Source organism: Iodidimonas sp. SYSU 1G8 (assembly GCF_039655775.1).
Lineage (GTDB): Bacteria > Pseudomonadota > Alphaproteobacteria > SMXS01 > SMXS01 > RI-34.
Map to the genome: position 1 here is coordinate 714961 of NZ_JBBYXJ010000001.1, position 15573 is coordinate 730533.

The following is a 15573-nucleotide window of genomic DNA, read 5'->3' on the forward strand; positions in this document are numbered from 1 at the left end:
AATCCGTCAGTGCTTCCGCGCCGGGGCTCGGCGTTGGGGCGCAGGTTATCACAATGTTGCAGATTTGCATCACTGGATTTGGGGATCCCAGCCGCCTCGCGCAACGGGGCGACTGTCGCCGGATATGGATTTACTTCAATCCCCGGTTCACGGGGATTTCCAGTTCCCGGATCTTTTTCCGGAGCGTGTTCCGGTTCAGACCCAGCAACTCGGCCGCGCGGATCTGGTTGCCGCGCGTCGCCGCCAGAACGATGTTGAGCAACGGGCGCTCGACCTCCTTGATGATCCGGTCGTAGAGGCCCTTGGGCGGCAGGCCGTCGCCATGCGCCGAAAAATAGCGCTCGAGATGGTTCTCGACGGCGCCGGCCAGATTGTCGGCCTCGATCCCGGCCGAGGGCACGGACCGCCGTTCGGTTTCCGCAAGCTCGGCGGCGATGACCTCGACACCGATGACCTCTTCGGAATAGAGCGCCACGATCCGCTTGATGACATTTTCCAGCTCACGGACATTGCCGGGCCAGGTATGGCGCTTCAGACGGTCGATCGCGAACGTATCCAGGGATTTCTGCGGCAGCCCTTCCATGCCCGCCTGGGACAGGAAGTGGCGCGCGAGATCCGGAATGTCGTCCAGGCGGTCCCGCAGTGGCGGCAGGCGCAACGGCACGACGTTGAGGCGGTAGAACAGGTCCTCGCGGAACAGACCTTGCTGAATCTGCTGACGCAGATCGCGGTTGGTGGCCGCGATGATCCGTACATCGGTCGGAATGGGTGTGCGGCCGCCCACCGTGGTGTACTCGCCCTCCTGCAGCACGCGCAGCAGTCGGGTCTGGGCCTCGGGCGGCATGTCGCCGATTTCGTCGAGGAACAGGGTGCCGCCCTGGGCCTGTTCGAAGCGGCCGCTATGGCGCGAGGTCGCGCCGGTAAAGGCGCCCTTCTCGTGACCGAACAGCTCGCTTTCGATCAGCTCGCGCGGGATGGCCGCCATATTGATGGCGACGAATGGGCCGTTGCGGCGCTTGCCGAACTGGTGGAGCGCCCGGGCGATCAGTTCCTTGCCCGTGCCGGATTCGCCGAAGATCATCACCGTCAGGTCGGTGGGCACCAGACGCGCGAGGACGCGGTAGATCTCCTGCATGGCGGGTGAGCGGCCCACCAGCGGCATGCCATCGTCATCCTGGCTGCTCGGCTCCATGGAATCGGCCCGTTTCGGCCGCGCCAGGGCGCGCTTGACCACATTGGTCAGCTCGGTCAGATCGAACGGCTTGGCCAGATAATCATAGGCGCCCCGCTCCGTCGCCTTCAGCGCCGTGCTGAGGGTGTTGTGGGCGCTCATGACGATGATCGGCAGGTCGCTCCGCACCTTGCGGATGCGCGGCAGCAGGTCGAGGCCGTTCTCGTCCGGCATGATCACGTCGGTGATGACCAGGTCGCCCTCGCCATTGGAAATCCAGCTCCACAGCGTGGCGGCGTTTCCCGTGGTGCGGACATCGTAGCCAAGGCGTCCCAAAGCCTGATTCAGTACCGTCCGGATCGCGCGGTCGTCGTCGGCGACCAGGATCGTGCCGTCGCTCATGGGCGTTGCCTATTCTTCGTTGGCCGGGGTCCCGTCGGCAGAAGAACGCGAAACACGGTCCTGCGCGGGCTTGAGTCGCATTCGATGATCCCCCCATGGTCGCCGATGATCTTGGCGACGAGGGCCAGCCCCAGCCCGGTCCCTCCCGGCTTGGTGGTCACGAACGGATCGAAAAGGTGCGATTGGAGATCGCTGGGAATGCCGGATCCATTGTCGATGACGCAGATCTCCAGCGGCAGATTCATGCGTTCGCGGGTGCCCGGCACCGCCACACGCACGCCGTGACGATAGGCGGTGGTGAGCGTGATCTCGCCGCCATCGGCGGGCACGGCCTCGGCCGCGTTCTTGATCAGGTTGAGGAACACCTGGATCAGCATGCCCCGGTCGCCCTGAACCGGCGGCAGCGACGGGTCGTAGAGCTCGATGAACTTCACCTCGCGGGCAAAACCGTTCTCGGCGACGCGCCGGACATGCTCCAGCACTTCGTGGATGTTGATCGGCACGCGGTCGATGGGACGCGGATCGGAAAACACCTCCATCCGATCGACCAGCGCGACGATCCGGTCGGTTTCCTCGCAGATCAGGCGCAGCAGGGCCTTGTCCTCGGAGCCGACTGACATTTCCACCAGCTGGGCCGCGCCGCGAATGCCCGACAGCGGATTCTTGATTTCGTGGGCCAGCACCGCCGCCATGCTGACGATGGACCGGTTGGTACCCCGGTGCAGCAGCTGGTGATCGATCTTGCTGGCGATGCCCCTCTCGCGCAGGGTCACCAGCAGCAGGGTCGGATCTTCCGCCACCGGCGAAATCTGCACGTCCACATTGTGGATGCCGATCCGCGGCGTCGCCAGCACGAGCCCATATTCGGACACCGACGACGCGCGCGTCCGCACCTGCCCGACGAGCGCGAGAAGCGGGCTGTCGAAGGGAATGATCTCGCTCAGGCCCTGGGTCTGGAGCACCTTGGCGCTGGACTGGAAGAACTGTTCGGCGGCGAGGTTGACGAACCGTATCCGCTCCGACTGGTCGAGCACGAAAAGCGGATCGGGCAGCGTATTGATCAGGACGTCGGCGCTGATGGGCGTGGCGCTTTTCCCTTTGAACAGGTTGGCCACGGACGGCATCAAGCAGCCAGCCTTTCAAGCTTGGGTTCGTAGAACGCCCGGATCATGGCGATCACCCGGGCGGGATCGTCCAGCCGGTTCACCTGGTCACGAAACTCGCTCGACCCTTCCATGCCCTTGGAATACCAGCCGATATGCTTGCGCGCGACGCGCACGCCGGTATCGCTGCCATACAGGCGAAGCATCTCGTCATAATGCTCGAGCAGAATCTCGAGCTGTTCCGAGAGCGGCGGATCGGGCAGTTTCTCGCCCGTGCGCAGGTAGTGGACGATCTGGCCGGGAAACCAGGGCCTGCCATAGGCGCCGCGGCCGATCATGACGCCATCGGCGCCCGACTGGGCCAGCGCCTCGACGGCATCCTCGAACGTGTTGATGTCGCCGTTCACGATGACCGGAATGCCGACGGCCTCCTTGACGTTGCGCACGAAGGACCAGTCGGCATGCCCCTTGTACAGCTGGTTCCGGGTCCGTCCGTGCACCGTCACCATCTTGATGCCGCGCTCCTCGGCGATCCGGGCCAGTTCCGGCGCGTTGCGGTTGGTGTGATCCCAGCCTGTGCGCATCTTGAGCGTGACCGGCACCGACGAGCCCGCGATGGTGCCCTCGATGATGGCGGCGGCATGGTTCAGGTCGCGCATCAGCGCCGACCCGGCTTCGCCATTGACCACCTTCTTCACCGGACAGCCCATGTTGATGTCGATGATGGCGGCGCCGCGATCCACGTTGAGCCTGGCCGCCTCGGCCATCACGCGCGGCTCGCAGCCGGCGAGCTGGACCGACATCGGCTGCTCTTCCGCCGCCTTGGTCAGCATCTGCAGCGAGCGCCGGGTCTCGCGGATCATGGCCTCGCTGGCGATCATCTCGGAGACGACCAGACCGGCGCCGTAGCGTTTGACGAGGCGACGAAACGGCATGTCGGTCACGCCTGACATGGGCGCGAGAACGACGGGATCGGATATGGTGACGGGGCCGATTTGAATGGTCATTTTTTAAGCAACCTGCGGGGCTGCCGGTTTCTTAAGCAAAGAAGGGATTTTGTGCAAGTGTTTATCACAAGGTTGACCAATGATAGAAACTCTCGCACACGGATAAGTGAACTTTACCTTACAGCAACGACAGGACCAATCGTGAAAGTTGCAGCCCTGATCGTCGCCGCCGGACGTGGGTACCGCGCGGGCGGCCCGGTGCCCAAGCAATATTTGCCGATGAAGGGAAAGCCGATCCTCCATCATACCGCATGCTCGTTTGTCGAGAGTGGTTTGGTGGACGTCGTTCAGATCGTGATTCACCCCGACGACCACAAATTCTACGCCGCGGCGACCGAAAACCTGCCGCTTCTGCCTCCCTGCGCCGGCGGACAAAGCCGACAGGAATCGGTTCGGCTCGGGCTGGAAGCCCTGGCGCCGCACGAACCGGACATGGTGTTGATCCATGACGCCGCGCGTCCGTTCGTGTCCGCTCGCCTGATCCGCGCCATCATCGAGGACTTGGCCAATAATGAGGCAGTCATTCCGGCGCTCGCGGTCACCGATACCATCAAGCAGGTCAGCGGCGACCGGATTTTGGGCAGCGTGGAGCGAGACACCCTCAGGCGCGCGCAGACGCCGCAAGGGTTCAGGTTCCCCCTCATCCTGTCGGCGCACCGCGCCCTGGCGGCGGAACACGGCCTCACCGACGACGCTGCTGTGGCGGAGCGGGCGGGCTTTGCCGTACACATCGTCGAGGGAGAAGAAAGGAATATCAAAGTGACCACGCCTGACGATGTCGCCGCCCTCGCCCGCGGTGCCTGGCTGCCCTGCAGCGGCACCGGCTTCGACGTGCACCGGCTCGGACCCGGCGATCACGTGATGATCTGCGGCCACCGCATTCCTCATTCACAGGGGCTCATCGGCCATTCCGACGCCGACGTGGCGCTGCATGCGCTCACGGATGCATTGCTGGGCGCCGTCGGTGCCGGTGATATCGGGCGGCACTTCCCCCCCAGCGACCCGCAATGGAAGGGCGCGCCATCGCGTCTGTTCATCGAGAAGGCCGTGGCGCTGATCCGCGATCAGGGCGGCCGCATCGCCAATGTGGATGTGACGATCATCTGCGAAGCCCCCAAGATCACGCCGCACGTGACCCCGATCACCGCCGTGCTGGCCGACATCCTCGGCATTCCGCCGGCGCGCATCAACGTCAAGGCGACCACCACCGAAAAACTCGGCTTCACAGGCCGCGGTGAAGGCATCGCGGCCCAGGCCGCCGCCAGCATCCTGCTGCCCGATCACGCCGCATGAGGCCCGCGAACTTTCACCCCGCGACCATCCTGGCAACCTGGTTCTGGATCGGCCTGATCCGTAAGGCGCCCGGCACCTGGGGCTCGGTGGCCGCGCTGCCCCTCGCCTGGCTGATGCAGCATTTCTGGGGCGATCTGGCGCTGCTGGGGGGATGTGTCCTCATCTCCGTGGTGGGCGTCTGGGCGGCAGGACATCACGCGACCCGGAAGGAATTGCACGACCCGGGCGAGATCGTCATCGACGAGGTCGCCGGCCAATGGATCGCCTGCCTGGCCCTGCCTACCGATGAACTCTGGCCCTATCTTCTCGCCCTCGTGCTCTTTCGCGTGTTCGACATCGCCAAGCCCTGGCCGATCAGCGTGCTCGATCGCCACGGACGCGGCGGCCTGGGCATCATGCAGGACGATATCCTGGCTGGCCTGTTCGTCTTCTCCCTGATGCAACTGCTCCTTGTGGCCCTGGAGGTCCTATGAATACCGATGAAATGATGCCCCTCGCCGCCGCCGTCCTTGCCGCCGCCCGAGCCAAGGGCTTCAAGCTGGCGGCGGCCGAATCCTGCACGGGCGGCCTGGTGATGGCCTGCCTCACCGAGGTTCCCGGCAGCTCGAACGTGGTCGACAGGGGATTCGTGACCTACAGCAATTCGGCCAAGAACGAGATTCTCGGCGTGCCCAAGAAAACGCTGGTCGCGCATGGCGCGGTCAGCGAACCCGTGGCCCGTGCCATGGCGCAAGGGGCGCTCGAGAAATCCCGCGCCGACGTGGTCGTTGCCATCACCGGCATCGCCGGCCCACCCAAGGATGACACGGACAAGTCGGTTGGGCTGGTGCACTTCGCGGCGGCCCGCCGGGGCGGCGAAACCATCCACCGCAAAATGGAGTTCGGCGATCTGGGCCGCTCCGTCGTTCGGCGCAAATCGGTTGAACTCGCCCTAGAGCTGATGCAGTCGCTTTTCTGAACCGTAGAGCGCGTCGGCCCGGGCGACGAACGCCCCGACCATGCGCTTGACGATCTCGTCGAAGACACCGCCGACAAGCTTCTCGAACAGCTTGCTGCGGAATTCGAATTCGATGAAGAAATCCACGGTGCAGGTGCCGTCGCCATTGTCGACGAAACGCCAGTCGTTGCGCAGGTGTTTCATCGGCCCGGTCATGTAGGTGACCTGGATGCGCTCGGTGGGAAACAGCTCGACCTTCGAGGTGAACTTTTCGCGGATCACCTTGTAGCCGATCATCAGATCGGCCAGGAACGTGTCGCCGTCGCGCTTGAAAATGCGCACGCCCGTGCACCACGGCAGGAACTCGTCATAGTGTTCCACGTCGGCGACGACAGCGAACATCTGTTCGGCGGTGTGTGGCAACACCCGCTTTTCAGCGTGTTTATGCATATCCCCCGCTGTGTCTTCTAGCGGCGCGCCTGGGCGAGCTGCGCTTCCCGGTTGGCCCGGAGTTGAACGAAATCCTGTCCGGCATGATAGCTGGACCGGGTGAGCGGCGAGCTCGACACCATCAGGAAGCCCTTGGCGCGCGCCATCTTTCCGTAGGAGGTGAACTCGTCGGGCGTGACGTAACGCGCCACCTCGGCGTGACGCGGAGTCGGGCGCAGATACTGCCCGATGGTCAGAAAATCCACCTCGGCGGCACGCATGTCGTCCATCACCTGATAGACCTCGCGCTTGTCTTCGCCCAGGCCGGCCATGATTCCCGATTTGGTGAAGATGGAAGGATCGAGCCGCTTGACCGTGTCGAGCAGGCGCAGCGAGTTGTAGTAGCGCGCCCCCGGCCGGATCGTCGGGTAGAGCCGCGGCACCGTTTCCAGATTGTGATTGTAGACATCGGGCCGCGCCTCGACCACCGCTTCGATCGAACCCTTCTTGCGCAGGAAATCCGGCGTCAGCACCTCGATGGTGGTATTCGGCGCGTATTCGCGAATCTTGCGGATCACCTGGACGAACTGGCTAGCGCCGCCATCCGGCAGATCGTCCCGGTCGACCGAGGTGATGACCACGTGCTCGAGCCCGAGCTCGCCCACCGCCGTCGCGACATGCTCCGGCTCGTCCTTGTCGACCATGCGCGGCATGCCGGTCTTGATGTTGCAGAAGGCGCAGGCCCGGGTGCAGATATCGCCCAGGATCATAACGGTCGCGTGCTTCTGGGTCCAGCACTCGCCAATATTCGGGCAGGCCGCCTCTTCGCATACCGTGTTCAGCTTGAGATCGCGCATCAGCTTGCGCGTCTTCATGTATTCCGGCGACCCCGGCGCCTTCACGCGCAGCCAGTCAGGCTTGCGGACGTGCTCGGGCGTCTCGCCCTTGATGATCTCGACGTTGCTCATGTCTCACCACATATGCCAAACCGGTGGCCAAGTCCAATGCGCGCACGGCAGCACCGCGCCTGCGGCATCGGACCGTCACGTTACCCTATCGTTTCCGGAAGAGCACGCCGCGCCGGATCAGTGATCGTGGTCGTGCTCGCTGCCGGGATCGAGCAGCCGGTGCAGGTGGACGACGAAATAGCGCGTCCGGGCGTCATCGACCGTCGCCTGGGCCTTGCCGCGCCATGCTTTCACGGCCTCCGCGTTGCTGCCATAGACACCGACGATATCGATCTCGTCGAGGTCCTCGAATTCCGCGCCTTTCGGGTCCTTGACCCGGCCACCAAGCACAAGGTGGAGAAGTTGTTTCGTCATCTGCTGTCTCGTTCATGAGTGAGCCATTACAGACGTGAAGGTTCCCTGAGATGGAGCGTATCAGCTTCCGCGCGGAACGCCACAGTCAGCACGCGGCAATCGCAGGCTCCCCAGCCCTAGATCAGCAACCGGACCGGATGCTCCAGCAAGGTCTTGAAGACCTGAAGAAACTGGGCGCCGACCGCGCCATCCATCGCCCGGTGATCACACGCCATGGTCACACTCATCAGCGTGGCGATGGCGAGCTGATCGTTCCGCACCACCGGTCGCTTCTCGCCCGCGCCGATGGCGAGGATGGAGGCCTGCGGCGGATTGATCACGGCGAGAAACTCCTTCACGCCGAACATGCCCAGATTGGAGATGGCGATGGTGCCGCCCTGATATTCCTCGGGCGCCAGCTTGCCGTCCTTGGCCCTGCCGGCCAGTTCCTTCATCTCCGACGAGATCGCCGCGACGCCCTTCAGGTCGGCTCCCTTGACGATCGGCGTGATCAGGCCGCCTTCGATGGCGACCGCCACCGCCACGTCAGAACGCGAGAACCGGCGCAGCTTGTCGCCGGCGAACTGGACGTTGGCGTCGGGAAACTGCTTGAGCGCCAGACCGGCCGCGCGAATGATGAAATCGTTGACCGAGACCTTCGGTCCCTCGCCCGCGTCATTCAGGTCCTTGCGGATATCCAGCAGCTTGTCGATCTCCACCTCGATGGTGAGATAGAAATGCGGCACGGTCTGCTTGGCCTCGGTCATCCGCCGCGCGATGGTCTTGCGCATGGTGGACAGCCGCACTTCCTCGTAGGGCGTATCACCCTGCACATCGGCCGGGCGCGGCTGCTGGACAATGGATGACGCCGCAGCAGGCGTGAATGCTTCCACATCCGCTTTCACGATACGGCCGTCGGGACCGGACCCCGGGATATCGGACAGCGTAAACCCCTTGTCTGCGGCGATCCGGCGCGCGACCGGGCTGGCGAACACACGGCCGCCCTTCGCCTTGGACGGTTCCGGGGACGGCGTTTTCGCCTTGGGCTTCCCGCCCTCACCCGAGAGCGCGACCACGTCGCCCTTGGTGATACGCCCATGCGGGCCGGTGCCCTTCACGCCGGACAGATCGATCCCCTGTTCCTCGGCCAGGCGCCGGGCGGCGGGATTGACCAACAGGTCGCCATGTTCGGCGGACTCGGCCGTTGCTTCAGCGTCCACTTTTGGTCCGGCGTCCTTCTTCGCCGGGCTCCTGGCCGGCGCCTTCAGGTCGGCCGCGTCCTCGCCTTCCTCCAACAGCATGGCGATGACGGAATTGACCTTCACGCCCTCGGTGCCCTCGGCCACCATCAGCTTGCCGACGACACCGTCATCGACCGCTTCCACTTCCATGGTCGCCTTGTCGGTTTCGATCTCGGCGATGATGTCGCCGGATTTCACGCGGTCGCCTTCCTTCACCCGCCATTTGGACAGGTTGCCTTCTTCCATGGTGGGAGAAAGCGCCGGCATCGTGATGGATATGGCCATGGATCAGGCCTTGTAGCAGACGGTCTTGGCCGCCTTGACCACGTCGTCCGGCTGGACGATGGCCAGCTTTTCCAGATTCGCCGCATAGGGCATCGGTACGTCCGCGCCGCCAAGGCGCAGCACCGGCGCATCCAGCCAGTCGAATGCCTGCTCCATCAGCAGCGCCGAGATTTCGGCGGTGACGCCATAGGCGGTCCAGCCCTGCTCGATCACCACCGCCCGATTGGTCTTCTTGACCGACTCGATGATGGTTTCGGTGTCCAGCGGTCGGATCGTGCGCAGATCGATCACTTCGGCGTCGATGCCCTGCTCGGCCAGCTTGTCCGCCGCGTCCAGCGTCGCCAGCATGGTGTAGGAGAAGCTGATCAGCGTGACGTCCTTGCCCTCGCGGACCACTTTGGCCTTGCCGATCGGCACGGTGTAGTCGTCCAGCTTGGGGACCTCGAACTTGCGGCCGTACAGCAGCTCCTGTTCGAGGAACACGACCGGATTGGGGTCGCGGATCGCCGATTTCAGCAAGCCCTTGGCATCCGCCGCCGAATAGGGCGCGATCACGCGCAGGCCCGGAATATGGCCGTACCAGCTTGCGTAGCACTGGGAATGCTGCGCCGCGACGCGCGAGGCGAAACCGTTGGGGCCGCGAAACACGATCGGCACGCTGAGTTCGCCGCCCGACATGTAGCGGGTCTTGGCGGCCGAGTTGACGATATGATCGATCGCCTGCATGGCGAAGTTGAACGTCATGAACTCGACGATCGGGCGCAGCCCCGCGAAAGCCGCGCCGGTGCCAAGCCCGGCGAAGCCGTTCTCGGTAATCGGCGTATCGATGACGCGCTTGTCGCCGAATTCCTCCAGCAGCCCCTGCGACACCTTGTAGGCGCCCTGATACTGGGCGACTTCCTCGCCCATCAGGAAGACGTCCGGATTGGCGCGCATCTCTTCCGCCATGGCATCGCGCAGCGCCTCGCGGACGGTCATTTCAACCATTTCCGTTCCGGCGGGAATTTCGACGTCCCTGGGAGCGGCCGCGGCGGGCGCACGCGGCGCCGGCTCTGCTTTGACCTCGGGCGCCTCGTCCCCGTCCTCGCCCTTGTCCGGCGTGTCTTTCGCCGCCTGCTTGTCCGCCTTGGCGGCCTTCGGCGCGGGGTCGGCCTCGTCGGCGCTTTCCCCTTCCTCGACCAGGCGCGCGATCACCTCGTTGACCTTCACGCCTTCGGTGCCCTCGGGTACCAGAATCTTGGCGACCTTGCCGTCATTGATCGATTCCAGCTCCATGGTCGCCTTGTCTGTCTCGATCTCGGCGAGAATGTCGCCCGAGGAAACCGTATCCCCTTCCTTGACCAGCCATTTGGCCAGGGTGCCCTCCTCCATGGTGGGCGACAGTGCCGGCATCAGGATATCGATGGACATCAGGCGTATACCTCGGTGAAGAGCTCGGCCGCATCGGGTTCGGGACTGTCCTGCGCGAAGTTGGCGGCGTCCGAGACGATGGACTTGATCTCCTTGTCGATGGCCTTCAGGTCGTCCTCGGTGGCGGCCTTGGCCTTGATGAGCATATCGCGCAGGTGATCGATGGGATCGTGATCGGTGCGCATCTTCTGCACCTCGTCCCGGGTGCGGTATTTGGCGGGATCCGACATGGAATGGCCGCGATAGCGGTATGTCTTCATTTCCAGGATGATCGGTCCGTTTCCGTCTCGGACCCAATCAATCGCGTCCTGCGCGGCGGCTCTGACCTCCAGCACGTCCATGCCGTCGACTTCATAGCCCGGGATGCGGAAGCTGGTGCCGCGCTTGTAGAAATGGGTTTCCGAGGACGACCGCTCGACCGAGGTCCCCATGGCGTACTGGTTGTTCTCGATGACGAAGACCACCGGGAGCTGCCACAGCTCGGCCATGTTGAAGGTTTCGTAGACCTGGCCCTGGTTGGCCGCGCCATCACCGAAGAAGGTCAGCGCAACGCCGTTGTCGCCCCGATACTTGTGGGCAAAACCCAGCCCGGCGCCGAGCGGCACCTGTGCCCCGACGATCCCGTGTCCACCGAAGAAGTTCCTTTTCCGGTCGAACATGTGCATGGAGCCGCCCTTGCCCTTCGACACCCCGCCCGCGCGTCCGGTCAGCTCGGCCATGACCTTATTGGGATCGGTGCCCACAGCCAGGATATGACCGTGATCGCGATAGGCCGTGATCAGGGAGTCTGTTTCCTGCATGGCATCCTGAACGCCAACTATGACCGCTTCCTGTCCAATGTAGAGGTGGCAGAATCCGCCGATCAGGCCCATGCCATACATCTGACCGGCGCGTTCCTCGAATCGCCTGATCAGAAGCATGTTCTTGTAATATTTGACCAATTCTTCGGGCGAGGCCTTGTAGGGCGGCGGCGCCGACGTCCGAGCAGGCCTCTGTTTGTCCTGCGGTGCCGATTTCTTGCTCGCCATGCACTCCCCTTCCGCGACGGTCGCTCCGGGCAACGCTTCGCCGCTGCCCCAGCCTTCACATGGGGGTTATTACCGCCAGTTTCACGCTGAAAATCAATCGTGCATCCGCCACAATTCCCAGATCGTCAGTTTGTTAGGACAGAGCGAGTTTCCGGGACCGGAAGTTACGCCCGGCGCGGCTTGCGCGAAACAAAATGAGCGGGACTATTCGGGCGGGTTGAGAATCACGATATCGTCGGCATGGGCAAAACCGAGCTCGTAGCGCGACAATTCATCCAGCAAATCGGGATCGACTCCGTCGGGCGACATCAGCTTCACCCGGTGCTCGAGCGCCGCGCGTTCACCGGCGACGGCGGCGGCTTCTGCCTCGAGCGTGCCAATCTGGCGTTCGAGGCGGAGATAGGACAGGAGGCCGAGTTCGCCCTGCACCGCGTGGTAGCAGAAATAGGCGATAAGGCACATCACGACCCCGGGCAGGATCGCGTCCAAAGTCATTCTTCTGATTGCACCTTTACGCATGACCATAGGGAATCACGCCCGATTCCGCCGGTCAAGCGGAAACAGGCGTCGATTCAGCGGCTTGTGAGAAATTACCGAGTCCGCGCGGCAGAACCGCGGCTCAACCCCTGAGGATGGAGCGTCCGGCATACACCGCCATGTCGCCCAGCTGCTCCTCGATACGGATGAGCTGGTTGTACTTGGCGAGCCGGTCCGAACGCGCCAGCGAGCCGGTCTTGATCTGACCGCAATTGGTCGCCACCGCCAGATCGGCAATGGTCGAATCCTCGGTCTCGCCGGAGCGGTGCGACATGACCGACGTATAACCAGCGCGGTGCGCCATGTTCACGGCTTCCAGCGTCTCCGACAGGGTGCCGATCTGGTTCACCTTGACCAGGATGGAATTGGCCAAACCAGTCTTGATCCCCGACGACAGCCGCGCCGGGTTGGTCACGAACAGATCGTCGCCCACCAGCTGAACCTTGTGGCCGATGGCCTTGGTCAGCGCCGCCCAGCCTTCGAAATCATCCTCCGCCATGCCGTCTTCGATGGAAATGATCGGATAGCGGCCCACCAGATCAGCCCAGTAATCGGTCATGGCGCCGGCATCCAGCTTCTTGCCTTCGCCTTCAAGGTGATAGAGACCATCCTTGAAGAACTCGGTGCTCGCCGCGTCCAGCGCCAGCATGACCTCGTCGCCGGCACGGTAGCCTGCCTTTTCAATCGAGCGCATGACGAAGTCCAGCGCATCCGTGGTGCTGGCGAGTGCCGGCGCGAAACCGCCCTCGTCGCCGACACTGGTGCTGAGACCCGCGGCGGACAGCTCCTTTTTCAGCGTGTGGAAGATTTCCGCGCCGATCCGCACCGCGTCCGCCATGGTATCGGCGGCGACCGGCATGATCATGAATTCCTGGATGTCGATGGGGTTGTCGGCATGCGCGCCGCCATTGACGATGTTCATCATCGGCACCGGCAGGATATGCGCGGCGGCGCCGCCCACATAGCGGTACAGCGGCAGCCCGGATTCCGCCGACGCCGCCTTGGCGATCGCCAGGCTGACGCCCAGGATGGCGTTGGCGCCCAGGCGCGACTTGTTGCCGGTGCCATCGAGGTCGATCATGATCTTGTCGAGCGACCGCTGATCCTCGGCATCCAGACCGGCCAGCGCCTCGAAGATTTCCGTGTTGACCGCGGTGACCGCCTTGGTCACGCCCTTGCCCATGTAGTTGACGCCGCCATCGCGCAGTTCGACCGCTTCATGCGCGCCCGTCGACGCGCCCGACGGTACGGCGGCACGGCCGGCGGCGCCGGATTCCAGCACCACGTCGACTTCGACGGTTGGGTTGCCACGGCTGTCGAAAATCTGACGGCCGATAATATCGACGATGGCGGTCATGTTTCCCTCTTTGATTGGTCCGGCCGGAGTGACGCGCCTAGACGAGGCGCGACTGCTCCACGGCGGCGCGGATGAACGACACGAAAAGCGGATGGGGATCGAACGGCTTGGATTTCAGCTCCGGATGGAACTGGACGCCGATGAACCACGGATGCGCGGGATTCTCGACGATCTCGGGCAGGCGGCCATCCGGCGACATGCCGGAGAACAGCAGCCCGGCCTGCTCCAGCCGGTCCTTGTAGTTGATGTTGACCTCGTAGCGATGACGATGCCGCTCGGAAATCGATGCCGAACCATAAATGTTGGCGACCTGCGAGTTGCCGAGCAGCGACGCCTCGTAGGCGCCGAGACGCAAGGTGCCGCCCATGTCCGACTCCGCCGAGCGGGTCTGCGTTTCGCCGCCATGCTCCCATTCCGTCATCAGGCCGACGACGGGATCGGAACAAGGCCCGAACTCGGTGGAACTGGCGCCGGTGACGCCGGCGAGATTGCGCGCCGCCTCGATCACCGCCAGTTGCATGCCGAAGCAGATGCCGAAATACGGGACATACCGGAGCCGGGCGAAGGTCGCCGCCGCGATCTTGCCCTCCGCGCCCCGATTGCCGAAGCCGCCGGGCACCAGAATGCCGTGCACGTGCTCGAGGTGGACCACGGCGTCCTCGGATTCGAATATCTCCGAGTCCAGCCACTCGATATTGACCTGGACATTGTTGGCGATACCGCCGTGGACCAGCGCCTCCTGCAGCGACTTGTAGGCGTCCTTCAGGCCGGTGTACTTGCCGACGACGGCGATGGTGACCTCGCCCTCCGGCTCCTTCACGCGCTTCACCACGTTCTGCCAGGCGGACAGGTCCGGCGCCGGTGCGTCGTGGATGCGGAAGGCCTTGAGCACCTGCGTGTCCAGCCCCTGCTCGTGATAGCGCAGCGGCACCTCGTAGATGGTACCCACATCGAGCGCCGGGATCACCGCCTCCTCGCGCACATTGCAGAACAGCGCGATCTTGCGGCGGTCGGATTCCGGAATTTCCCGTTCGCTGCGGCACATCAGGATGTGCGGCTGGATACCGATGCTGCGCAGCTCCTTCACCGAATGCTGCGTCGGCTTGGTCTTGAGCTCGCCAGCCGAGGCGATATACGGCACCAGCGTCAGATGGATGAAGATGGCGTTGTCGCCCAGCTCATTGCCGAGCTGACGGATCGCCTCGAGGAACGGCAGGCTTTCGATATCGCCGATCGTGCCGCCGATCTCGCACAGGATGAAGTCGCAATCATCCTGTTCGTCGATGGCGAACGCCTTGATGGCGTCGGTCACGTGAGGAATGACCTGCACGGTGCCGCCGAGATAGTCGCCCCGGCGTTCCTTGGTGATGATGGTCTGGTAGATGCGGCCGGACGTGACGTTGTCGCTCCGGCGCGAAGCCACGCCGGTGAACCGTTCATAATGTCCCAGGTCGAGATCCGTCTCGGCACCGTCGTCCGTTACGTAGACTTCGCCGTGCTGATACGGGCTCATCGTCCCGGGATCGACATTGAGATACGGATCGAGCTTGCGCAGTCGAACCTTGTAACCACGCGCCTGCAACAGCGCGCCGAGAGCGGCGGAAGCGAGCCCCTTCCCCAACGAAGAGACCACTCCCCCGGTAATAAATATAAATCGCGTCATGAACCGGGGGCACGCATGAGCTGTTGACGGGAAAGGGTGAAGCCTACTCCGAGAAAGGCACCGTAGGCGCCTCGGGCTTGGCCGGGGTCGCGGGAGCGGCCGGGGTCGCGGGCGTGGCGGACGCGGGAACGCGCTCCATCACCGAACTGCCACCGCCATCGACGCGCGCCGCCATGAACGCCAGCACGAGGCTGGTCGCGATGAAGGACGCCGCCAGGATCGCGGTGAGACGGGTCAGGAAGTTGGCCGCGCCACGGGCCGACATGAAGCCGCCCGTTGCGCCGGCACCACCGGTCAGACTGGCCGCACCGCCCTCGGAGCGCTGCATTAGGATGACGATGACCAACGCGACGGCGAGCACCAGATGGATGATGAGAACGACTTCTTGCATGGCGCTTTCTTGGATCAG

At 63.9% G+C, this 15573-nt stretch carries 16 protein-coding genes; 3 read left to right on the forward strand and 13 right to left on the reverse strand.

Features of this window, described 5'->3' with window-relative positions:
• Positions 1-130 precede the first annotated feature (130 nt).
• From ntrC to dusB, 3 genes are read right to left on the reverse strand one after another with little or no spacing between them, the layout of a single operon-like run.
• Positions 131-1573, reverse strand: coding sequence for a nitrogen regulation protein NR(I) (ntrC, locus tag WJU17_RS03545; RefSeq protein ID WP_346325959.1), 1443 nt, complete (start codon positions 1571-1573; stop codon positions 131-133).
• Positions 1570-2697 carry an ATP-binding protein gene (locus tag WJU17_RS03550; RefSeq protein ID WP_346325960.1) on the reverse strand — a complete coding sequence of 376 codons (1128 nt, stop codon included), beginning with the start codon at positions 2695-2697 and terminating at the stop codon, positions 1570-1572. The genes ntrC and WJU17_RS03550 overlap by 4 nt, the downstream gene beginning before the upstream one ends.
• Positions 2697-3683 (reverse strand): tRNA dihydrouridine synthase DusB, encoded by a 987-nt coding sequence (gene dusB / locus WJU17_RS03555; RefSeq protein ID WP_346325961.1) that lies wholly within the window; start codon positions 3681-3683, stop codon positions 2697-2699. The genes WJU17_RS03550 and dusB overlap by 1 nt, the downstream gene beginning before the upstream one ends.
• Positions 3684-3821: 138 nt before the next feature.
• On the opposite strand from dusB, the gene WJU17_RS03560 reads away from it, so the two are divergent.
• From WJU17_RS03560 to WJU17_RS03570, 3 genes are read left to right on the forward strand one after another with little or no spacing between them, the layout of a single operon-like run.
• Entirely contained in the window at positions 3822-4976 is a 1155-nt protein-coding gene (locus WJU17_RS03560; RefSeq protein WP_346327388.1) for a bifunctional 2-C-methyl-D-erythritol 4-phosphate cytidylyltransferase/2-C-methyl-D-erythritol 2,4-cyclodiphosphate synthase, read from the forward strand.
• Positions 4973-5449 carry a phosphatidylglycerophosphatase A gene (locus WJU17_RS03565; RefSeq protein WP_346325962.1) on the forward strand — a complete coding sequence of 159 codons (477 nt, stop codon included), beginning with the start codon at positions 4973-4975 and terminating at the stop codon, positions 5447-5449. The genes WJU17_RS03560 and WJU17_RS03565 overlap by 4 nt, the downstream gene beginning before the upstream one ends.
• Positions 5446-5934 carry a CinA family protein gene (locus tag WJU17_RS03570; protein WP_346325963.1) on the forward strand — a complete coding sequence of 163 codons (489 nt, stop codon included), beginning with the start codon at positions 5446-5448 and terminating at the stop codon, positions 5932-5934. Before WJU17_RS03565 ends, WJU17_RS03570 begins: the two co-directional genes overlap by 4 nt.
• Here WJU17_RS03570 and WJU17_RS03575 read toward each other — a convergent pair.
• From WJU17_RS03575 to secG, 10 genes are all read right to left on the reverse strand, one after another.
• Complete coding sequence (locus tag WJU17_RS03575) at positions 5908-6363, reverse strand: type II toxin-antitoxin system RatA family toxin (RefSeq protein ID WP_346325964.1); 456 nt, start codon at positions 6361-6363, stop codon at positions 5908-5910. The genes WJU17_RS03570 and WJU17_RS03575 overlap by 27 nt on opposite strands.
• Before the next feature lie 17 nt (positions 6364-6380).
• Positions 6381-7310, reverse strand: coding sequence for a lipoyl synthase (gene lipA, locus WJU17_RS03580; protein ID WP_346325965.1), 930 nt, complete (start codon positions 7308-7310; stop codon positions 6381-6383).
• 117 nt (positions 7311-7427) lie between these two features.
• On the reverse strand, positions 7428-7664 hold the full coding sequence (locus tag WJU17_RS03585) for a DUF4170 domain-containing protein (protein WP_346325966.1): 237 nt from the start codon (positions 7662-7664) through the stop codon (positions 7428-7430).
• A gap of 116 nt (positions 7665-7780) precedes the next feature.
• Positions 7781-9169: a 2-oxo acid dehydrogenase subunit E2 gene (locus WJU17_RS03590; protein WP_346325967.1), complete on the reverse strand. Its 1389-nt coding sequence runs from the start codon at positions 9167-9169 to the stop codon at positions 7781-7783.
• Positions 9170-9172: 3 nt separating this feature from the next.
• The gene (locus WJU17_RS03595) at positions 9173-10579 is read right to left on the reverse strand and encodes a pyruvate dehydrogenase complex E1 component subunit beta (protein WP_346325968.1); all 1407 of its coding nucleotides are present in this window, start codon (positions 10577-10579) and stop codon (positions 9173-9175) included.
• The gene (gene pdhA, locus WJU17_RS03600) at positions 10579-11607 is read right to left on the reverse strand and encodes a pyruvate dehydrogenase (acetyl-transferring) E1 component subunit alpha (RefSeq protein ID WP_346325969.1); all 1029 of its coding nucleotides are present in this window, start codon (positions 11605-11607) and stop codon (positions 10579-10581) included. The genes WJU17_RS03595 and pdhA overlap by 1 nt, the downstream gene beginning before the upstream one ends.
• 204 nt (positions 11608-11811) lie before the next feature.
• Entirely contained in the window at positions 11812-12102 is a 291-nt protein-coding gene (locus WJU17_RS03605) for a septum formation initiator family protein (RefSeq protein WP_346325970.1), read from the reverse strand.
• A gap of 124 nt (positions 12103-12226) precedes the next feature.
• Positions 12227-13501 carry a phosphopyruvate hydratase gene (eno, locus tag WJU17_RS03610; RefSeq protein WP_346325971.1) on the reverse strand — a complete coding sequence of 425 codons (1275 nt, stop codon included), beginning with the start codon at positions 13499-13501 and terminating at the stop codon, positions 12227-12229.
• Between the two features lie 37 nt (positions 13502-13538).
• On the reverse strand, positions 13539-15164 hold the full coding sequence (locus WJU17_RS03615) for a CTP synthase (protein ID WP_346325972.1): 1626 nt from the start codon (positions 15162-15164) through the stop codon (positions 13539-13541).
• Positions 15165-15207: 43 nt separating this feature from the next.
• Positions 15208-15555, reverse strand: coding sequence for a preprotein translocase subunit SecG (gene secG, locus WJU17_RS03620; RefSeq protein WP_346325973.1), 348 nt, complete (start codon positions 15553-15555; stop codon positions 15208-15210).
• Positions 15556-15573 lie beyond the last annotated feature (18 nt).